The organism is Amycolatopsis sp. lyj-23, assembly GCF_046549135.1.
Lineage (GTDB): Bacteria > Actinomycetota > Actinomycetes > Mycobacteriales > Pseudonocardiaceae > Amycolatopsis.
On record NZ_JAJPWN010000009.1, the window covers coordinates 355,478 to 374,053 of the forward strand.

Consider the following 18,576-nt stretch of genomic DNA (forward strand, 5'->3'; position numbering starts at 1 on the left):
ACGAAGGAGCAACGAGTGGAGTTCCTGCGTCCCGCGACGCTCGCCGAGGCCCTGGCCCTCAAGGCCGGGCGGCCGGACGCCGTGCCGATCGCCGGCGGCACCGACGTCATGGTCGAGCTGAACTTCGACCACCGGCGCCCGGCGGCCCTGCTCGACCTGACCAGGGTCCCCGAGCTGGCGACCTGGTCCACTGTGGAGCACCCGGACCGCGCGGTCCGGCTCGGTGCCGGCGTCCCGTACAGCCGGGTCATCGCCGAACTGGGTGACTCCGTCCCCGCGCTGGCCATGGCCTCGCGCACCGTCGGGTCGCCGCAGATCCGCAACCGCGGCACGGTCGGCGGCAACCTCGGCGCCGCCTCGCCCGCCGGGGACACCCACCCGGTGCTGCTCGCTCTCGACGCGCGGATCGAGGTGGCCTCCGTCCGGGGGACCCGCCTCCTCCGCGCGGAGGAGTTCTACGTCGGCGTGAAACGCCACGCCCTCGCGCCGGACGAGCTGATCACCGCCGTCCACCTCCCCGCGCACGCCGGACCGCAGCAGTTCGCCAAGGTCGGCACGCGCAACGCCATGGTCATCGCGGTCTGCTCCTTCGCGCTGTGCCTGCGCGAAGGCCGGGTCGGCGCGGCGATCGGCTCCGCGGCCCCGACCCCGCGCCGCGCCCGCGAGGCCGAGGACTTCCTGGCCGCCGAGCTGCCGTGGACGTCACCCGAGCCACTGCCGGACTCCCTGAAACGCCGCTTCGGCGACCTGGTCGGGTTGGCGGCGTCGCCGATCGATGACGTCCGGGGCAGTGCCGCGTATCGGAAGCACGCGTTGGGGGTACTAGCGCGACGGACCCTGACCTGGGCCTGGGACGAGCACCGGACGGGAGAGCGCGCATGCGCCTGAATGTCACCATCAACGGCGAGCCGCGGCAGGCGGACGACGTCTGGGAAGGCGAAAGCCTGCTGTACGTGCTGCGCGAGCGGCTGGGCCTGCCGGGCTCGAAGAACGCCTGCGAGCAGGGCGAATGCGGCTCCTGCACGGTCTACCTCGACGACGTCCCGGTGTGCGCCTGCCTGGTCGCGGCCGGGCAGGCCGAAGGCCGCGTGGTCCGCACGGTCGAGGGGCTGGCCGACGGCGACACGCTCCACCCGGTCCAGCAGTCCTTTGTGGACCAGGGCGCGGTGCAGTGCGGGTTCTGCACCCCGGGCCTGGTCGTCGCCGCGCACGACCTGCTGAACCGCGTCCCCGACCCGTCCGACGAGGAGATCCGCGAAGCGCTGGCCGGCAACCTCTGCCGCTGCACCGGCTACGAAAAGATCCTCGACGCGGTCCGCGCCGCCGCCACGGGAGGTGTCGCGTGAGGACGCTCATCGCGAACGCGGCGATCGCCACGGTCACCGGCGAGGAGTACGCCAGCGGGCACGTCGTCGTCGAGAACGACCGGATCGCCGAAGTCGGCGAAGGCGTGTACACCGGCGAGTTCGACGAACGCGTCGAGGCCGAAGGCTGCCTGGTCACCCCCGGCCTGATCAACACCCACCACCACCTCTACCAGTGGGCCACCCGCGGGATGGCCGCCGACCACACGCTGTTCGAGTGGCTCAAGCAGCTCTACCCGGTCTGGGGCCGCCTCGACGACGAGATCACGCACGCCGCGGGCACGGCCGGGCTGGCGCGGCTCGCGTTGACCGGCTGCACCACCGTCGCCGACCACCACTACGTGTTCCCCCGTGACGGCGGCGACCAGGTCGCGGCGCTGGTCGCCGCCCGCCAGCGCATCGGCGTCCGGCTGCACGTGGTCCGCGGGTCGATGGACCGCGGCGAGTCCGACGGCGGCCTGCCGCCGGACAACCTGGTCGAGTCGACCGAGGACGCGCTGGCCGGCACCGAAGCGGCGATCGGCCGCTTCCACGACGACTCGCCCGGCGCCCACCTGCAGATCGCCGTCGGCCCCTGCTCGCCGTTCTCGGTCACCGAGCGCCTGATGTCCGGCGCGGCCGAGCTGGCCCGGCGCGCGGGCGTCCGGCTGCACACCCACCTCGCCGAGACCCTGGACGAAGAACGCCAGTGCCTCGCCGAGGTCGGCTGCACGCCCGCCGAGTACGCCGACAAGCTGGGCTGGCTCGCCGACGACGTCTGGCTCGCGCACACCGTCCACCTCGCGCCGGAGGCGATCCGCCGGTTCGGCGCGACCGGCACGGGTTCGGCGCACTGCCCGACGTCCAACGGCCGCCTCGGCTCCGGCATCGCGCCGGTCCGGGACCTGCTGGACGCGGGGGTGGCGGTCGGCCTCGGCGTCGACGGCGCCGCCTCCAGCGAGTCCGGCGGCCTCGCCGAGGAGCTGCACCAGGCGTTGCTGCAGGCCCGCCAGCGCGGCGGCCCGCGCGGGCTGACCACACGGGAAGCGCTCTGGATGGGCACGATGGGCGGCGCGCGCTGCCTCGGCCGCGCCGGCGACCTGGGCTCGATCGAGCCCGGGAAGCTCGCCGACCTCGCCGTCTGGGACCTGACCGGGCTGAACCACGCCGGCATCGCCGACCCGGTCGCGGCGCTGGTGCTCGGCACGGTCCCGCCGCTGCGGCGGCTGTTCGTCGGCGGCAAGGCCGTCGTCGAGGACGGCACCCTGCGCGAAGCCGACGAGTCCGCCATCGCCCGTGAGCTGGCGGCGGCGAGCGCGAGACTGCGGGAGGACCGATGACCACCACGTCCGTCGCCACCTCGACCGCGAACGGCGTCGGTGCTTCGCCGCGGCGTCCCGACGGCACGGTGAAGGTGCGCGGCGAGTTCGCCTACTCCTCGGACCTCTGGCACGAGGACATGGTGTGGGGTGTGACCCTGCGCAGCCCGCACCCGTACGCGCGGATCACCTCGATCGACATCGCGGAAGCCCTCGCCGTACCCGGTGTGTACGCGGTGCTGACGCACGAGGACGTTCCCGGCGTCAACCGCTACGGCCTGGAGCACGCCGACCAGCCGGTGCTCGCGTCGGACGTCGTGCGCTACCAGGGCGAGCCGGTGGCGCTGGTCGCCGCCGACCACCCGGAAACCGCGCGCCGCGCGATGAAGCGGATCCACGTCACGTACGAAGAGCTCGAGCCGGTGACGGACTCCGAAGCCGCTGTCGCGGGCGAAGGCCCTTCGCTGCACGAAGGCGGCAACGTCGTCCGGCACGTGAAGATCCGCCGCGGTCCGCAGGACCTCGCCACCGACGTCGTCGTCTCCGGCGTCTACGAGGTCGGCATGCAGGACCAGGCGTTCCTCGGCCCGGAGTCCGGGCTGGCGGTACCGGACACCGAGGGCGGTGTCGACCTCTACGTCGCGACGCAGTGGCTGCACGTCGACCAGCAGCAGATCGTCGCCGCGCTGGGCCTGCCGGTGGAGAAGGTGCGGCTGACGCTCGGCGGGGTCGGCGGGGCGTTCGGCGGCCGCGAAGACCTGTCGATGCAGGTCCACGCGTGCCTGCTCGCGCTGCACACCGGCAAGCCGGTGAAGATGGTCTACAACCGCGAAGAGTCCTTCTACGGGCACGTCCACCGCCACCCGGCGAAGATGTACTACGAGCACGGCGCCACACGCGACGGCCGGCTCGTGTACGTGAAGACGCGGCTGTTCCTCGACGGCGGCGCGTACGCGTCTTCGACCGGCGCGGTGGTCGCGAACGCGGCCACGCTCGGCGTCGGGCCGTACAAAGTGGACAGTGTGGCGGTCGACTGCTGGGGCACGTACACGAACAACCCGCCGTGCGGTGCGATGCGCGGCTTCGGCGCCGTGCAGGCGGCTTTCGGGTACGAGTCGCAGATGGACAAGCTCGCGGCCGCCTGCGGCCTCGACCCGGTCGAAGTCCGCGTCCGCAACGCGATGGGCGAGGGCGACCTGATGCCGACCGGCCAGGTCGTCGACGCCGAAGCGCCGGTCGCCGAGCTGCTGACCCGCGTGCGGGCGATGCCGATGCCGCCGGACCGGCCGTTCGACCTGCGGCACATGCCGGGCGGGGTGTCCAACACCACGCACGGCGAAGGGGTCGTCCGCGGGGTCGGGTACGCCGTCGGCATCAAGAACGTCTGCTTCTCCGAGGGCTTCGACGACTACTCGACGGCCCGGGTGCGCCTGCAGCTGGTCGGCGGCGAGCCGGCGGCGACCGTGCACACCGCCGCCTGCGAGGTCGGCCAGGGCCTGGTGACGATCATGCAGCAGATCGTCCGCACCGAACTGGGCGTCGACCAGGTGACGGTCCTGCCGATGGACACCTCGATCGGCAACGGCGGCTCGACGTCGGCGTCCCGCCAGACCTACGTCACCGGCGGCGCGGTGCAGGCCGCGTGCGTGGCGGTGCGGGCGCGGCTGCTGTCCCGGTTCGACCAGCGGGTGCGGGTGGTCGGCGGCAAGCTCGTCGCGGCCGACGGCCAGGTGCTCGCCGACCTGGCGGACGTCCTCGGCGACGACGTCTTCGACGAAACCGTGGAGTGGCGGCACCGGCCGACCCAGGCCCTGGACCCGGAGACCGGGCAGGGGACCGCGCACGTGCAGTACGCGTTCGCCGCGCACCGGGCGGTCGTCGACGTCGACACCGAGCTGGGCCTGGTCAAGGTGGTCGCGCTCGACTGCGCCCAGGACGTCGGCAAGGCGCTGAACCCCCAGGCCGTGCTGGGCCAGATCCAGGGCGGCTCGGCGCAGGGGCTCGGGCTCGCGGTGATGGAGGAGATCCAGACCTCCGGCGGGAAGATCCGGAACCCCTCCTTCACCGACTACCTGATCCCGACGGTGCTGGACATGCCGCCGATGCACGTCGACGTCCTGGAGCGCCCGGACCCGCACGCGCCGTACGGCCTGCGCGGGGTCGGCGAGCCGCCGACGATCTCCTCGACCCCGGCGATCGTGGCCGCGATCCGGGCCGCGACCGGGCTCGCGCTCACCCGTGTCCCGGTGCGGCCGGAGCACCTGACCGCTACCTGAGCTGCCAGTTCTGGTTCGCGTCGTCGTTGCAGGTCCACAGTTCGAGCTGCGTGCCGTTGACGTTGCCGGCGGGCTTGTCGCCGCCGGTGACGTCGACGCACAGTCCCGCCTGGGTGATCGAGCCGTCCGCCTCGAGCTTGAACTTCTGGTTGGCGCCACCGTGGCAGCTCCAGGCGATCAGCTTGGTCCCGGACGCGCTGGTACCGCCACTGGCGTCGAGGCAGAGGCCGTTGGCCCGCAGCTCTCCGGCGCTGGTGAACGTCCAGGACTGGTTGCCGCCGCCGTCGCAGTCCCAGATGTCGACCTGCGGGCCGGGCGTGGGGGCGGTGCCGTTGATGTCGATGCAGCGGGACGAGGACGCGCCCTGGATCGGGTGCGCGGTGCCGGTGCTGGTGCCGGAGGAGTTCGCCTTCACGCGGTAGATCACCGTGCTGTGCGACGGGACGTTGGCGCTGATCGTGCCCGTGCTGGTGGTGAGCTCCTTCGACCACAGGTTGGTCAGCCGGTAGCTCGACGCGGCGGGCAGCCCGGCCGCGGCCGCCGTGGTCGAGACGGTCTTCGTGGTGCTGTTCTCGTTGAACAGCACCACGGCGACATCGCCGTTCTGGAGCGGTTTCGCCAGGACGTCGACGCCGCCTGACGACGAGATCCGCGTGGCCTGCTTGCCCAGCGGGTCCTGGTCGACGGCGATGACGTCCCCGTTGAGGTACGTCGAGAAGGTGGCGACGCTGGCGCTGCGCAGGTCGGCACCGGCGATCAAGGGCGCGGCCATCGCGGCCCAGAGGGTGAAGTGGGCGCGGTCTTCCTGGAAGTCCATGCCGTCGCCGACTTCGAGCATGTCGGGGTCGTTCCAGGCCCCCGGCTTCGCGGCGGCCGCGAGCCCGACGTTCTGGTGGTAGATCGAGTCGATGCTGCCCCAGTTGTTGGTGATGTCGCCGGTGGTGCGCCACAGGTTGCCGACGTCCGGGGCCCAGGTCGACGGGCTGAAGTTGCCCCATTCGCAGATGCTGTAGGCGATCGGGCGGCCGGTGGCCTTCAGCGCGTCGCGCATCGCGGAGTAGCGGCGGACGTAGTCCTGCTGGGTCTCGCCGGCCGGGCTGCCGCAGTTGTCGTACTTGAGGTAGTCGACGCCCCAGCTCGCGAAGAGGTTCGCGTCGGCCTGCTCGTGGCCCAGGCTGCCCGGGTAGTGCTGGCAGGTCTCGGAGCCGGCGCTTTCGTAGATGCCGAACTTCATGCCGCGGGCGTGGATGTAGTCACCCAGGGCCTTCAGGCCGCTCGGGAACTTCGCGGAGTCGGCGACGAGGTTGCCGGCGCTGTCGCGGGAGTGGGTCATCCAGCAGTCGTCGAGGTTGACGTAGGTGTAGCCGCGGTCGCGCATCCCGGAGCTGACCATCAGGTCGGTGGTCTGCTTGACCAGGGTTTCGTTGATGTTGCACTCGAAGGTGTTCCAGGTGTTCCAGCCCATCGGCGGGGTGCGGGCGAGGCCGTTTTCGAGGGCTTGGGCGGGGGTGGCCAGTGCTGCGGCCGCTATTGCGGCTGCGGCGACGGCGAGGACACGGCGCATGGCGGCTCCAACCGGACGGCGGTGTGAGGCAGGAGGACTAGACCACTGTTCGACAGCAGCTTCCGTGTCGGATGCTGCGCGGTCAAGCGCCACTTTGGTGATTCGTGTTGGATCCCCGACTAAAGTTGTGTGCGCTCCTGGAGGAGTCGCCGGGCGACGTCGACGGTCGCGGCCCCGGCGACGGCCATGGCTTCGGTGTCCCGCAGCGAGCGGCAGAGGACGAAGGCGCCTTCGAGGTTGTTCACGGCGGTGATGGTGAGGGTCCGGGCCGCTTCGCGGGACAGCCCGAACTTCGCGAACTTCTCGGTCCCGGCGTCGATCCAGGCGGTGAAGACCTCGGCCGTGGCCTGCCGCAGCGGTTCGTTGGTGGCGGCGACTTCGAGCGCGACGGTGGCGATCGGGCAGCCTTCGACGTAGTCGGTGGCCTCGAGCGTCGCGATCCCGGCGGCGAAGAAGGCTTCGATCCCGCTGATCAGGTCCTCGGCCGGGGCGATGAAGAGGTCGAAGAGGGCGGTGTAGGCCAGCCCGGAGGTGCGGATGACCTCGGCGCCGAGCTGTTCCTTGCCGCCGGGGAAGAAGTGGTACAGGGACCCGAAGGGGGCACCGGCCTCGGAGACGATCTGCTTCAGCCCGGTGCCGGCGTAGCCGTTGCGCCGGAAGAGCTCGGCGCCGGCGGCCATGATGCGTTCCTTGGTCCCTGCCACCCCTCGATGGTAGAGCGTTCTACCAACTCAGTGGATGTCCCAGGCCGGCCCCGCGTCTTCGGCGTCGTCCCGCAGGATCGTCCCCTCGATCAGCCCGTACGGCCGGTCCGCCGCGTAGAACACCTCGTTGTCGTTCTTCAGCCCGAACGGGCTCAGGTCCACCAGGAAGTGGTGCTTGTTCGGCAGCGACAACCGCACCTCGGCGACCTCTTCGCGGGCCTCGAGCACCGCCTCGCCCATCGCGTACAGCGTTTGCTGCAGCGAAAGGCTGTGCTTCGTCGCGAACGTCTCCAGCAGCAGCCGCCGGATCTCGCGGTGGTTTTCCGCCCAGTCGACGTCTTCGCCCTGGTAGCGCCACTTCGCCGTGACGGCCGTCGCGAGGATCCGGTCGTCGGTCTCCGCCAGCGTCGTGTACTGGTCGCGCGGGAAGCCGTGGAACTCCGAACCCGTCGACTTCAGCAGCGTCAGCCCGTCGATGCCGGACACGATCCACGCCCGGCCGTCCTGGACCGTGACCGCCGTCGTGCGGCGCTCGTCGCCGGACCGGCTGAACGCGTGGTCGTGCGGCGAGCCGCCGACGGCGATCCGGTCCCAGCCGTGCTCGTCGATCTTGATGCGCGCGCCGGTGATGTTGTCCTGCGTGCCGGCGAAGTGGCGGGCCAGGCGCAGGCCGAACTCCTCGATCTCGCCGACCGGCGCCTCCTTCGCGAAGGCGTACACGGTGTTCTTCTGCGTGTCGGTCGCCAGCACCCCGGCGTTGTCGCCGGTCAGGTGCGTCGCGGTCAGTTCGCCGCGCAGCGACGTCGACACCGTCAGGTCCTTCAGGTGGTGGACCGGGCCGTCGCGGCGCACCGTGACCAGGCGGACCTCCGCCTTGCCGTACTGGTTGGGGCCCAGGGTGATGGCCACGGTCAGCTCCCTCGGTAGGTCGAATAGGCGAACGGGCTGAGCAGGAGCGGCACGTGGTGGTGCGCAGTGCCGTCGGTGATCCGGAACGTCAGCGCGACCTCCGGGAAGAAACCGTCCGGGCCCAGGTAGGCGCCGGTGTCGAAGACCAGGCGGTAGGCGCCCGGCGCCAGAGAGTCCGGGCCGAGGTCGCGGATGCGGCCGTCGTCGTCGGTGCGGCCTTCGGCGATCGGCTTCCCCTCGGCGGTTTCGAACCGGACGGCGATGCCCGCGGCGGGGCGCCCGGCCGCCGTGTCGAGGACGTGGGTGGTCACGAGGCTCACGGGGTCACCGCTTTCGCGAGGCGGAGTCCGGCGATCTTGAGCAGTTCCCGGCCGGCGACGGCGAGTTCGGTCGCCGGGTCGTTGTCCAGCCGCTCGCGCAGGACCTTCAGCAGCTCATCGCCGCTGCGGCCGCTGGCGCAGACGAGGTAGACGTGCCCGAACTTGGCTTCGTACTCGGCGTTCGCGGCGGCGAACGCCTCGGCGTTGTCCACACCGGACTGTTCGGCCCGCGCCCAGCCACCGGACGGCTTCTCGCCGATCCGGGGGTGCGCGGCCATCGCCTGCCGGATTTCGTCGCTGCTCAGGGGCAGGTCGGCGGCGGCTTCGAGTGCTTCGCGGCTGGAGTACGGGCGGTGGTCCAGGATCGCCTCGACCCAGCGCGGGACGTCGAGGCAGGCCGTGAGGATCGGGCGGACCACGCCGGCGTCGGCGGTGTTGAAGTCGGAGAGGGTGAGCGGCACGGGGAACTCCTCGTGGGTGGCGTCCCGCTGACCGTACGTCGGCGCCGGAGTTCCGTCAACATTTTGTTGAATGCGCTGGTCAGTCCGCTTCCCGGTTGAGGTAGTTGTAGACGGTGAACCGGGTGACGCCCAGCGCGTCGGCCACCGACGAGACCGATTTCCGCAGGCCGAAGGCGCCGCGTTCACGCAGCAGCCGCACCGCGCGCTGCTTGCCCGTCCGGTCGAGGTCGCCCAGCTTGGCGCCCAGTTCCCGTTCGACGTCGGCGATCAGCCGGGCCAGCGCGTCGTTCAGCTCGACGACGGGCGCGCCACCCGGGTCGTCGGCCCGGCGCAGCTGCAGCGTGACCCGCGTGGCGCCGCCCTCCAGGGCCGCCTTCGCGATGGCCGGGAGGGCTTCGAGCAGCTCCTTCGCCTCGCCGCGGGCCAGGGTGCCGAGCGGGCCGAAGTCGGTGTCCAGCCCGGCTTCGGTGGCGGCGTCGCGGGCGGCGACGGCGTGTTCGGGCGGCGAACCCTCGCCGTGGAACGGTTCGCTGGTGAACTCCGCTTCTAGCCGCACGAACACGACCGTAACGCGCGACGTCCGTCGTTGACGAGCGGCGCGCGCCGTGGTTACTGTCGTTGTGCGAAACCGCCTTTCCGTTCTGTGAAATCGGCGGTGGTCATCCTCCCGCAGAAGGGCTTTCGGATGGATCTTGTGGTGCGTGCCGCCCGGGCCGTGACGGCCGAGGGCGAGGTGCCGGCGACCATCGGCGTCGACGGCGGCCGGATCGTCGCCGTCGAACCCGGCGGCGTGGCGCTGGCCGGCGACCGCGTCCTCGACCTCGGCGGCGACGTCGTGCTGCTGCCGGGGCTGGTCGACACGCACGTCCACGTCAACGACCCCGGCCGCGCCGAGTGGGAGGGGTTCGAGACGGCCACCCGGGCGGCGGCCGCCGGTGGGGTGACCACGATCGTGGACATGCCGCTCAACAGCCTGCCGCCGACCGTCGACGTCGCGGCCCTGGAGGTCAAGCGCACGGCGGCGGCCGGCCGGGTGCACGTCGACGTCGGCTTCTGGGGCGGCGCGATCCCCGGCAACGCCCCCGACCTGCGGGGCCTGCACGACGCCGGGGTGTTCGGCTTCAAGTGCTTCCTGCTGCACTCCGGCGTCGACGAGTTCCCGCCGCTGGACCCGGCCGGGCTCGACGAAGCGTTGCGGGAGCTGAGTTCCTTCGACGCGCTCATGATCGTCCACGCCGAAGACGCCCACGAAATCGATTCCGCGCCCGAGCCGCACGGCGGTCGCTATGTCGACTTCCTGCACTCGCGGCCGCGGCAGGCGGAGAACCTCGCCATCTCGCACGTGATCGAGGCGGCCCGCCGCCACTCGGCGCGGGCCCACATCCTGCACCTGTCCTCTTCGGACGCGCTGCCGCTGATCGCTTCGGCGCGCCGCGACGGCGTGGCGTTGACGGCCGAAACCTGTCCGCACTACCTGAGTTTCGTCGCCGAGGAAATCCGCGACGGCGCCACGCAGTTCAAGTGCTGCCCGCCGATCCGCGAGGCGGCCAACCGCGAACAACTGTGGCAGGGCCTCGCCGACGGCGTCATCGACACGATCGTCAGCGACCACTCGCCGTGCACACCGGAGCTGAAACGCTTCGACAGCGGCGATTTCGGCCAGGCGTGGGGCGGGATCTCCAGCCTGCAGCTGGGCCTGCCCGCGATCTGGACGCAGGCGCGGCAGCGCGGGTTCGCGCTCACCGACGTCGTGCGCTGGATGGCCGAGCGGCCGGCCGCGCAGGCGGGGATGCGCCGCAAGGGCCACCTGGCGGTGGGCTACGACGCCGACTTCTGCGTGTTCGCGCCGGACGAGGCCTTCGTGGTCGACGTCGCGAAACTGAAGCACCGCAACCCGGTCAGCGCCTACGACCGGCGGCCGCTCGCCGGCGTCGTGCGCTCGACCTGGCTGCGGGGCGCGGAGATCACCGGCGACGAGCCGCGCGGCGCGTTGCTGACCCGGGGGAACTGCTGACATGGAGGCCAAGGTGTCCGACCGTCCGGAGTGGACCGAACTGCCCGACCTCGCGTCCCGCCGCTTCGGCGGCACGGTGATGTGGGCGACCGACGAGCTGTTCGCCGAGAAGGAGAACCTGGTCAACCCGTGGGCGCCGGCGCACCGCGCGGAGACGTTCGGGCCGAAGGGCCAGGTCTACGACGGCTGGGAGACCCGCCGCCACCGCGAACCGGGCGACGACCAGGCCATCGTCCGGCTCGGCCTGGCCGGCACGGTCACCGGCGTCATCGTCGACACGGCGTTCTTCAAGGGCAACTACCCGCCGTTCGTCTCGGTGGAGGCGACGTCGCTGCCGGGCTACCCGTCGGCGGCCGAGGTGGCCGCGGCGGACTGGGACGTCCTGGTCGACCGCGCCCCGGCCGCGGGGCACACGGAGAACTGCTACGCGGTCAACGGTTCCCGGCGGTACACGCACGTCCGGCTGACGCAGCACCCGGACGGGGGAGTGGCGCGCCTGCGCGTCCACGGCGCGCCGATCCCGGACCCGGCCCTGCTCGACCTGGACGCGCTCGACCTGGCGGCCCTGGAGAACGGCGCGATCGTCACGGGCTGCAGCAACCGGTTCTATTCGTCCCCGAACAACATCCTGTCGCCGGGCTTGGCGGCCCACCAGGCGGAGGGCTGGGAGACGGCCCGCCGCCGCGACGACGGCAACGACTGGGTGACCCTCCGCCTGGCCGGCGCGGGGATCGTCCGGTTCGCGGAGCTGGACACGAGCAACCTGAAGGGCAACGCGCCGGGCTGGGCGTCGGTGAGCGGCCGCGACACGTACGGCGAGTGGGTGCCGCTGCTGCCGAAGACGCGGCTGCAGCCGGACACCCGCCACCGGTTCGCCCTCCCGGACGGCCCGGAGGTGACGGAGGCCAGGCTGGACATCTACCCGGACGGCGGCCTGGCCCGGCTCAGGTTGTTCGGCCGGCTCACCGAAGCGGGCCGGACGAACCTGAAGGCGCGGTTCGCGAAGACGCGCTAGTTCGCGCCGGGCCGGTTGAGGTAGGCGGAGGCGAGCGACAGGACGCAGGCGCAGCCCACGAGCGCGCTCACCCACCACGGCAGCCCGACCACGACGCTCCACACGAAGCCCGCCGCCGCGAGGAGGGCGACGAGGATGTTCCGGAACTGCAGCGGGGTCGGCTTGGCCATGGCGCCAGCCTCTCACGCCCCGCTGCCGTACCCGCGCTCTGCCCTGGTCAGACCTCCGCGTGCTGCCCCGGCTCCAGCAGCACCAGCCGGTCCGCCAGCCCCGCCGCCTCGAACGCCGACCGCAGCGTCTCCGGTCCTTCGCTGAAGTGCCCCCAGCCCCGCAGGTGCAGCGGAACCACCTTCGCCGCACCCAGCACCTTCGCCGCTTCGACGGCGTCCGCGCTGGTCAGCGTCAAGGGAGCGCCGTCGAACAACGCCGTCCGGGCCGCTCCGGCGAACAGCAGCGCGATGTCGACGCGGAACCGCGCCGCGATCTCGCGCACCAGGTCCACCGACGCGTTGTCCCCGCTCACGTACACCGTCGGCAGCCCGGCACCCGTCAGCACGAACCCCGTCACGTCCCCGGTGAGCCGCGCCGCGCCGGTGGGCCCGTGCAACGCCGGGACCGCCGTGACGGTCAGCGCCCCGACCCGCGTCGAAGCCCATGGCTCCAGGCCCCGCGAAGTTCCGCCGAGCCGCGCGGCGCCGCTGGGCGTGACCAGCGTCAGCGGCACGGTCGCGAGGTAGGCGCGGCCGCGGTCGTCGAGGTTGTCCGGGTGCTGGTCGTGGGACAGCAGGACGGCGTCCACCACGCCGATCGCGTCCTCGGTCAGCGCCGGCTCCTCGGTCTTGACCAGCACGCGCTCGCCGATCGGGTGGTCGCCGGGCGGGTCGAAGGTCGGGTCGGTGAGCAGCCGGACGCCACCCAGCTCCAGGACGGCGGTCGGGCCGCCGGAGAACGTGATCCCCAAGGTCATACCCGGGCCAACAGCGGCGGGTGCCGCCGTCTTCCCTACGGCGCCGACAGCCGTCGCGAGCTGATCACGCCCGTGTTGAACCCCGCCAGGTGCAGCCCGCCGGCGAAGCGCGCGTGCTCGATCTTGACGCACCGGTTCATCACGACGTCCAGCCCGGCTTCCCGCGCCCGGTCGGCCACCGGCTCGTGCCACAACCCGAGTTGCAGCCACAGCGTCCGCGCGCCGGCGTCGATGACCTCCTCGGCCACCTGCGGCAGGTCGTCGTGCTTGCGGAAGACGCTCACGAGGTCGAGCTCGCCCGGGACGTCCTTCAGCGACGCGTACACCGGCTTCCCGAGCAGCGTGTCCAGCCGCGGGTTGACGAAGTTGACCTCGTAACGCGTCGACGAGAGCAGGTAGGTCGCGACGAAGTAGCTGGGTCGCGCCGGGTTGGCCGACGCGCCGACCAGCGTCACCGACTGCGTCCGGCGCAGGATCGCGCGCCGCTCGACGGCGCTCACGTCGTGCGTCATCCCGCCACCGCCTTGCCCAGTGCCTGGTCGAGGTCCCAGAGGATGTCGTCGACGTCCTCCAGGCCGACCGACAGCCGGATCAGGTCGGGTCCGACGCCCGCCGCGGCGAGCTGCTCCGCCGACAGCTGGGCGTGCGTGGTCGAAGCCGGGTGGATGACGAGCGTCCGCGCGTCCCCGACGTTCGCCAGGTGCGACAGCAGCTCCACCGATTCGACGAACTTCTCCCCGGCCGCGCGGCCGCCGTCGATGCCGAAGGAGAACACCGCGCCCGGCCCCGCGGGCAGGTACTTCCGCGCCAGCTCGTGGTGCGGGTGCGACGGCAGCCCGGCGTAGGACACCCAGGCCACGCGCGGGTCCGCTTCGAGGTACTCGGCGACCGCGCGCGCGTTCGCGACGTGCGCGTCCATCCGCTGCGGCAACGTCTCGACGCCCTGCAGCAGCAGGAAGGCCGAGTGCGGGGACAGGACCGCGCCGATGTCCCGCAGCTGCTCGGCGCGCAGCCGGGTGCAGAACGCGTACTCGCCGAAGTTCTCCCAGTAGCGAAGGCCGCCGTAGCTGTCGACGGTCTCGGTCATCCGCGGGAACTTCCCGTTGCCCCAGTCGAACTTCCCGGACTCGACGACGATCCCGCCGAGCGTCGTCCCGTGGCCGCCGAGGAACTTCGTCGCCGAGTGCAGCACGATGTCGGCGCCGTGTTCGATCGGGCGGCACAGGTACGGCGTCGCCAGCGTCGCGTCGACGACCAGCGGGATGTCGTGGGCGTGCGCGAGGTCCGCCAGCGCCGCGAGGTCGGCGATGCCGCCGCCGGGGTTGCCGACGACCTCGGTGTAGAGCAGCCGGGTCCGGTCGGTGATGGCCGCCGCGTAGTCGTCGATGCCGCCGCTGACGAAGGTCGTCTCGACCCCGAAGCGCCGCAAGGTGCCGGTGAGCTGGGTGACTGTGCCGCCGTAGAGACCGCTCGCGGACACGAGGTGGTCGCCGGCCTCGGTGAGCGCGCTGAAGGTGAGGAACTCGGCGGCCTGCCCGCTCGCGGTGGCGACCCCGCCGATGGCCCCTTCGAGGCTGGCGATCCGCTCTTCGAAGGCGGCCACGGTCGGGTTCCCGATCCGGCTGTAGACGTTGCCGTACTTCTGCAGCGCGAAGAGGTTCGCGGCGTCGGCGGCGTCCTCGAAGACGAAGCTCGTGGTCTGGTAGATCGGCACGGCCCGCGCCCCGGTCGCCGGATCGGGCGTACCGCCTGCGTGCAGGGCGCGGGTGCGGAAGCCCCAGCTGCGTTCACTCATCGTGGTCCACGGTAGCCGCAGCATCCCCCGGATGACACGCGCTCTCAGGGCGTGGGCGCGGTTACGCTCCCACCCGTGACGGTGCGCTGGAGCGTGACGATCGACTGCGCGGAACCCCGCGCGCTGGCCCGGTTCTGGGCGGTGGCCCTCGGCTACATCGAACGCCCGCCCCCGTCCGGGTTCGCGAGCTGGGAAGCGTGGTTCACCCGGCACGGCGTGCCCGAAGCGGACTGGGACGACGGCGCGTACCTGACCGACCCCGAAGGCGTCCTGCCGAGCCTGAGCTTCCTCAAGGTGCCCGAGGCGAAGGTCGTGAAGAACCGCCTCCACCTGGACGTCCAGGCCGGCGGGGGCCGCGAGGTGCCGTGGGAGACGCGCTGGGAGCGGGTCGTCGAGGCCGTCGCCCGGCTGACCGCCGCGGGCGCGACCGTCCTGCGGGAGGACCGGCTGGACGACCGGCCCGACCACTTCGTCATGGCGGATCCGGAAGGCAACGAGTTCTGCGTGCTGTGAATCAGCTCCGCCACGGCAGCACCCGGCCGAACCGGACCAGCTCGCCGTAGGTCGCCGGGTCGACGTCGGCGAACACCAGGTCCAGCACCTTCCGCGCCGCCTCGTCGGGTGTCTGGGCCTGGCTGAAATCGGTGAACCACGGCCGGGACGCGCGCGTGTCCACCAAGCCCGGGCAGACCGCCGCCACCAGCGTGCCGTTCGCCAGGTCCGCGTCCCGGCGCTGCGCCGCGACCGCGCGGACCGCCGCGACCTGGGCCACCTTGGACGGCACGTTGATCCAGTCCGGCCAGCCCTGCGCGGCGGCGGTGCCGTCGTGGATCGCCGAACGCCATTCCTCGACTGCCTTCTCGACGTCGTCCAGCGAAACGCCGTCGAAGCGCGCCCGCAGCGGCTCGGGCAGGTGGCCGAGGGTGCCGAGCGAACTGGCCACGACCAGCAGGCGCCCGCCCGGCCGCAGGAGCGGCCCGAACGACCGCAGCACGGCGTGGGTGCCGCCGTTCGCGACGTCGAGGAAGACGTCGGCCTGCTCGGCCTGCGGCCGGTCCGGGTCGAGGGGGCCGATGGCGTTGGAGAGCACGATGTCGACCGGCTCGGCGAAGCGGGCGACGGCGCCGGGGTCCGAGACGTCGAGGACGCGGCCTTCGACCCGGCTGCGCGTCGCCGGGTCGGCGGCGACGGCGGCGGCCGCCGAAGCCACGCGCCCGGCGTCGCGGCCGGTGAGCAGGACGAGGTCTTCGGGAGCGAGACGGGCGGCGAGCCCGCGGACGAGGGCGAAGCCGAGGCCTTGGTTGGCCCCGGTCACCACGGCGGTACGTGTCATACCGGCCACGCTAAGCCGGACAAAGCCATGCGAAAAGCGAGAAAGAAGCATCCCTGGTATGCGTGGACGTCATGGACTTCGGTGACGTCTCCCTGGTCGCCCTGCGCGTCTTCCGCGAGGTCGCCGAACGCGGCACGCTCACCGCGGCCGCCGCGGCGCTGGGCTACACGCAGTCCGCGGTGTCCCGGCAGATCGCGTCCCTCGAACGAGCCACGCGCACGCCCGTGCTGGAGCGACGGCCCGACGGCGTGCGGCTGACCGCCGCCGGGACCATCGTGCTGCGGCGGGCCATCGCGGTGCTCGACGAGATCGACGCCGCCGGGCGCGAGCTGGCCGGCCTGCCCGCCGACGCCGGCACCGTGCGCCTGGGCTGGTTCCCCAGCGCGGGCGCGGTGCTGGTGCCGCACGCGGTCGCCGACCTGCGGCGCACGCACCCGGCCGTCACCGTCGTCACCCGGGAGGGCACCACGCCGGTCCTCGTCCGGGCCCTGCGCGCGGGCACGCTCGACCTGGCCGTGCTCGGCTCGGTCCCGCCGTTCCGGCCACCGGACGCCGAGACGCCGGCGTTGCGCCTGGAGACGCTGGCCGAGCGCAGCCTCCGCCTCGCCGTGCCCGCGGGCCACCCGCTGGCCGGTGCCGGCCCGGTCGACGTCGCCGACCTGCGCGGGCAGCGGTGGATCGCCGGGCCGTCGGCGGGAGAGGCCACGCTGATGGGCGTGTGGCCGGGGCTGGACGAGCGGCCCGAGATCGCCCACACCGCGCGCGACTGGCTGGCGAAGCTGAACCTGGTCGCCGCCGGCTGCGGGCTGACGACGTTGCCCGCTTCGCTGGCCGAGGCGGTGCCGCCGGGGGTACGGGTGCTGGAGGTCCGCGGCGGGCCGTCCGAACGGCGGCGGGTGGTGCTGGCGCGGCTGCCGGGGCCGCTGTCCGAACCGGCGTCGCTGCTGGCCGCGGCCCTGCGCCGGGTCGCCGCGGGATGACGGAGATCACGCGCGTTCCGGTCACATCGCCCGCCGCCGCGGGGTCTACTGCTACGACCCCGGCGGAGGGAAGGAGACACGGTGGACGCGCTGACCGAGCGGTTCGAGCAGGAGCGGCCGCGGCTGCGGGCGGTCGCCTACCGGATGCTGGGCTCGGCGGCCGAAGCCGATGACGCCGTCCAGGAAGCGTGGCTGCGGCTGCACCGGACCGACGCGGGCGAGATCGGCAACCTGCCCGCCTGGCTGACGACGGTGGTCGCCCGCGTGTGCCTCTCCCTGCTGCGCACGCGCCGCAACCACCGCGAAGAGCCTCTGGACGCCCAGCCGGAGCCGGACGACGACCGCCGCGACCCCGGCCAGGAGGCGGAGCTGGCCGACTCGGTCGGGCTGGCGCTGCTGGTGGTGCTCGACGCGCTGGGGCCGGCCGAGCGGGTGGCGTTCGTGCTGCACGACATGTTCGCCGTGCCGTTCGACGAGATCGCGCCGGTGCTCGGCAAGAGCCCGGCCGCCACCCGCCAGCTCGCCAGCCGCGCCCGCCGCCGGGTGAAGGGCGGCGAGACGCCGGACGCGGACCTGCCCCGGCGGCGCAAGGTCGTCGAGGCGTTCCTGGCGGCCTCCCGCGGCGGCGACTTCGAAGCGCTGCTCGCCCTGCTCGACCCGGACGTGGTGCTGCACGCCGACCGGTTCGTCGGCCCGAGCGCGGCACCGATCGTGCTGCGCGGCGTCGAGAGCGTCCGCCGTGGCGCCATCCTGGCGTCCGAGCGGGCGCGCACCAGCGAACTCGTCCTGGTCGACGGGACCCCTGGCCTGCTCATGGTGCGCGAGGGCCGCTTGGCGGTCGTCCTGGCGTTCCAGGTCGACGGCGACCGCATCACGGGCATCGAGGTCATCGCCGATCCGGAGCGGCTCGACGCGCTGCAGCTGGCGGTCTGCTAACCCAAAGCGGCGCGAAGGCGGGCTTCGCGCTCTTCGGGCGTCTGACGCGGGCAGCTCACGCACTTGGGGTTGCCGGCTTCGTAGATCAGGCAGCACGAAGCACGCCGGACGGCCGGAGTGCGGCCGACGCGCACGAAGCGCGGCTTCGGCAGCCCCAGGCCGATCGCGTCCACCAAGGGCTCGGCCAGCGTCATCGCGCGTTCGGGGTCCGGCGTCCACAGCAGCCGGTTGCCGATCGAGTCGGTGGCGATCGCGCCGAGCGCCCGCTCCCGCGCCCCGCTGACGGCGGCGATGGTGGCGATCGCGGTGCCCAAAGCGGCGTTGAGCCGGGCACCCAGCTCGGGGAGGCCGCCGCCCAAGGACCGCGTGGACCGGGCGCCGAGAAAGCGTCCGTCGGCGACGAGGTCGAGTTCCATCGCGTCCAGGGAGGGATCCACCAGCGTCCCGGCGACCAGGCCTTCCACGGCCGGGCCCACGAGGACCGACGACAGCGAGTACCACCAGATCGTGGCCAGGACCTCCGGCCGCGCGCAGCCGTACAGCTTCGCCGCGCCGCCGATGCGGGCCCGCACCCACTCGGCGTCCGCGAGGTGGGTCGCGGGCGCGGTCCAGTCGGGCTTCACCCCTTCACCCTTCCAGA

The 18,576-nt window shown here is 72.6% G+C and carries 21 protein-coding genes; 9 read left to right on the plus strand and 12 right to left on the minus strand.

Annotation, left to right across the window (positions count from 1 at the left end):
- The first annotated feature begins 15 nt into the window (after nt 1–15).
- From ACLJPY_RS24315 to pucD, 4 genes are read left to right on the plus strand one after another with little or no spacing between them, the layout of a single operon-like run.
- Nucleotides 16–888, plus strand: coding sequence for an FAD binding domain-containing protein (locus tag ACLJPY_RS24315; protein WP_410591738.1), 873 nt, complete (start codon nt 16–18; stop codon nt 886–888).
- A complete protein-coding gene (locus tag ACLJPY_RS24320) occupies nt 879–1,346 on the plus strand; it encodes a (2Fe-2S)-binding protein (RefSeq protein WP_410591739.1) in 468 nt (155 codons plus the stop codon). The genes ACLJPY_RS24315 and ACLJPY_RS24320 overlap by 10 nt, the downstream gene beginning before the upstream one ends.
- Complete coding sequence (locus ACLJPY_RS24325; protein WP_410591740.1) at nt 1,343–2,683, plus strand: 8-oxoguanine deaminase; 1,341 nt, start codon at nt 1,343–1,345, stop codon at nt 2,681–2,683. The genes ACLJPY_RS24320 and ACLJPY_RS24325 overlap by 4 nt, the downstream gene beginning before the upstream one ends.
- Nucleotides 2,680–4,938 carry a xanthine dehydrogenase subunit D gene (pucD, locus tag ACLJPY_RS24330; RefSeq protein ID WP_410591742.1) on the plus strand — a complete coding sequence of 753 codons (2,259 nt, stop codon included), beginning with the start codon at nt 2,680–2,682 and terminating at the stop codon, nt 4,936–4,938. The genes ACLJPY_RS24325 and pucD overlap by 4 nt, the downstream gene beginning before the upstream one ends.
- On the opposite strand, the gene ACLJPY_RS24335 is transcribed toward pucD, so the two are convergent.
- From ACLJPY_RS24335 to ACLJPY_RS24360, 6 genes are all read right to left on the minus strand, one after another.
- A complete protein-coding gene (locus tag ACLJPY_RS24335) occupies nt 4,931–6,502 on the minus strand; it encodes a glycoside hydrolase family 27 protein (protein WP_410591743.1) in 1,572 nt (523 codons plus the stop codon). The genes pucD and ACLJPY_RS24335 overlap by 8 nt on opposite strands.
- Before the next feature lie 119 nt (nt 6,503–6,621).
- Entirely contained in the window at nt 6,622–7,182 is a 561-nt protein-coding gene (locus ACLJPY_RS24340) for a TetR/AcrR family transcriptional regulator (protein WP_410591865.1), read from the minus strand.
- A gap of 51 nt (nt 7,183–7,233) precedes the next feature.
- Entirely contained in the window at nt 7,234–8,115 is an 882-nt protein-coding gene (gene pucL / locus ACLJPY_RS24345; RefSeq protein ID WP_410591744.1) for a factor-independent urate hydroxylase, read from the minus strand.
- 2 nt (nt 8,116–8,117) lie between these two features.
- Nucleotides 8,118–8,435 carry a hydroxyisourate hydrolase gene (gene uraH, locus ACLJPY_RS24350; RefSeq protein ID WP_410591745.1) on the minus strand — a complete coding sequence of 106 codons (318 nt, stop codon included), beginning with the start codon at nt 8,433–8,435 and terminating at the stop codon, nt 8,118–8,120.
- Nucleotides 8,432–8,896: a 2-oxo-4-hydroxy-4-carboxy-5-ureidoimidazoline decarboxylase gene (gene uraD / locus ACLJPY_RS24355; protein WP_410591746.1), complete on the minus strand. Its 465-nt coding sequence runs from the start codon at nt 8,894–8,896 to the stop codon at nt 8,432–8,434. Before uraD ends, uraH begins: the two co-directional genes overlap by 4 nt.
- Before the next feature lie 79 nt (nt 8,897–8,975).
- Complete coding sequence (locus tag ACLJPY_RS24360) at nt 8,976–9,452, minus strand: helix-turn-helix domain-containing protein (protein ID WP_410591747.1); 477 nt, start codon at nt 9,450–9,452, stop codon at nt 8,976–8,978.
- 129 nt (nt 9,453–9,581) lie between these two features.
- On the opposite strand from ACLJPY_RS24360, the gene allB reads away from it, so the two are divergent.
- Nucleotides 9,582–10,910 (plus strand): allantoinase AllB, encoded by a 1,329-nt coding sequence (gene allB / locus ACLJPY_RS24365; protein WP_410591748.1) that lies wholly within the window; start codon nt 9,582–9,584, stop codon nt 10,908–10,910.
- 1 nt (nt 10,911) lies between these two features.
- A complete protein-coding gene (alc, locus tag ACLJPY_RS24370) occupies nt 10,912–11,925 on the plus strand; it encodes an allantoicase (protein ID WP_410591750.1) in 1,014 nt (337 codons plus the stop codon).
- On the opposite strand, the gene ACLJPY_RS24375 is transcribed toward alc, so the two are convergent.
- From ACLJPY_RS24375 to ACLJPY_RS24390, 4 genes are read right to left on the minus strand one after another with little or no spacing between them, the layout of a single operon-like run.
- Nucleotides 11,922–12,095: a hypothetical protein gene (locus tag ACLJPY_RS24375; RefSeq protein WP_410591751.1), complete on the minus strand. Its 174-nt coding sequence runs from the start codon at nt 12,093–12,095 to the stop codon at nt 11,922–11,924. The genes alc and ACLJPY_RS24375 overlap by 4 nt on opposite strands.
- A 47-nt stretch (nt 12,096–12,142) precedes the next feature.
- The gene (locus ACLJPY_RS24380) at nt 12,143–12,892 is read right to left on the minus strand and encodes an MBL fold metallo-hydrolase (protein ID WP_410591752.1); all 750 of its coding nucleotides are present in this window, start codon (nt 12,890–12,892) and stop codon (nt 12,143–12,145) included.
- 35 nt (nt 12,893–12,927) lie between these two features.
- Nucleotides 12,928–13,404: a CoA-binding protein gene (locus ACLJPY_RS24385; RefSeq protein WP_410591753.1), complete on the minus strand. Its 477-nt coding sequence runs from the start codon at nt 13,402–13,404 to the stop codon at nt 12,928–12,930.
- On the minus strand, nt 13,401–14,687 hold the full coding sequence (locus ACLJPY_RS24390) for an O-acetylhomoserine aminocarboxypropyltransferase/cysteine synthase family protein (RefSeq protein ID WP_410591755.1): 1,287 nt from the start codon (nt 14,685–14,687) through the stop codon (nt 13,401–13,403). Before ACLJPY_RS24390 ends, ACLJPY_RS24385 begins: the two co-directional genes overlap by 4 nt.
- Nucleotides 14,688–14,762: 75 nt before the next feature.
- Here ACLJPY_RS24390 and ACLJPY_RS24395 point away from each other — a divergent pair, with 75 nt between their 5' ends.
- The gene (locus ACLJPY_RS24395) at nt 14,763–15,200 is read left to right on the plus strand and encodes a VOC family protein (protein WP_410591756.1); all 438 of its coding nucleotides are present in this window, start codon (nt 14,763–14,765) and stop codon (nt 15,198–15,200) included.
- 1 nt (nt 15,201) lies between these two features.
- Here ACLJPY_RS24395 and ACLJPY_RS24400 read toward each other — a convergent pair whose 3' ends face one another.
- Nucleotides 15,202–16,020, minus strand: a complete 819-nt coding sequence (locus ACLJPY_RS24400; RefSeq protein ID WP_410591758.1) for a carbonyl reductase — start codon at nt 16,018–16,020, stop codon at nt 15,202–15,204.
- Nucleotides 16,021–16,091: 71 nt separating this feature from the next.
- Between ACLJPY_RS24400 and ACLJPY_RS24405 the strand changes: the two genes are divergently transcribed.
- Together ACLJPY_RS24405 and ACLJPY_RS24410 are read left to right on the plus strand one after the other, a co-directional pair.
- Entirely contained in the window at nt 16,092–17,000 is a 909-nt protein-coding gene (locus tag ACLJPY_RS24405; RefSeq protein WP_410591866.1) for a LysR family transcriptional regulator, read from the plus strand.
- 81 nt (nt 17,001–17,081) lie between these two features.
- On the plus strand, nt 17,082–17,936 hold the full coding sequence (locus tag ACLJPY_RS24410; protein WP_410591760.1) for a sigma-70 family RNA polymerase sigma factor: 855 nt from the start codon (nt 17,082–17,084) through the stop codon (nt 17,934–17,936).
- On the opposite strand, the gene ACLJPY_RS24415 is transcribed toward ACLJPY_RS24410, so the two are convergent.
- Complete coding sequence (locus tag ACLJPY_RS24415) at nt 17,933–18,559, minus strand: (2Fe-2S)-binding protein (RefSeq protein WP_410591761.1); 627 nt, start codon at nt 18,557–18,559, stop codon at nt 17,933–17,935. The genes ACLJPY_RS24410 and ACLJPY_RS24415 overlap by 4 nt on opposite strands.
- Nucleotides 18,560–18,576: the final 17 nt, after the last annotated feature.

Coding starts and splice junctions, on each gene's coding strand:
- ACLJPY_RS24320 (WP_410591739.1), top strand. CDS start 879: ATGCGCCTGAATGTCACCATCAACGGCGAGCCGCGGCAGGCGGACGAC.
- pucD (WP_410591742.1), top strand. CDS start 2,680: ATGACCACCACGTCCGTCGCCACCTCGACCGCGAACGGCGTCGGTGCT.
- ACLJPY_RS24335 (WP_410591743.1), bottom strand. CDS start 6,502: ATGCGCCGTGTCCTCGCCGTCGCCGCAGCCGCAATAGCGGCCGCAGCA.
- ACLJPY_RS24340 (WP_410591865.1), bottom strand. CDS start 7,182: ATGGCCGCCGGCGCCGAGCTCTTCCGGCGCAACGGCTACGCCGGCACC.
- allB (WP_410591748.1), top strand. CDS start 9,582: ATGGATCTTGTGGTGCGTGCCGCCCGGGCCGTGACGGCCGAGGGCGAG.
- alc (WP_410591750.1), top strand. CDS start 10,912: ATGGAGGCCAAGGTGTCCGACCGTCCGGAGTGGACCGAACTGCCCGAC.
- ACLJPY_RS24375 (WP_410591751.1), bottom strand. CDS start 12,095: ATGGCCAAGCCGACCCCGCTGCAGTTCCGGAACATCCTCGTCGCCCTC.
- ACLJPY_RS24380 (WP_410591752.1), bottom strand. CDS start 12,892: ATGACCTTGGGGATCACGTTCTCCGGCGGCCCGACCGCCGTCCTGGAG.
- ACLJPY_RS24385 (WP_410591753.1), bottom strand. CDS start 13,404: ATGACGCACGACGTGAGCGCCGTCGAGCGGCGCGCGATCCTGCGCCGG.
- ACLJPY_RS24390 (WP_410591755.1), bottom strand. CDS start 14,687: ATGAGTGAACGCAGCTGGGGCTTCCGCACCCGCGCCCTGCACGCAGGC.
- ACLJPY_RS24400 (WP_410591758.1), bottom strand. CDS start 16,020: ATGACACGTACCGCCGTGGTGACCGGGGCCAACCAAGGCCTCGGCTTC.
- ACLJPY_RS24405 (WP_410591866.1), top strand. CDS start 16,092: ATGGACTTCGGTGACGTCTCCCTGGTCGCCCTGCGCGTCTTCCGCGAG.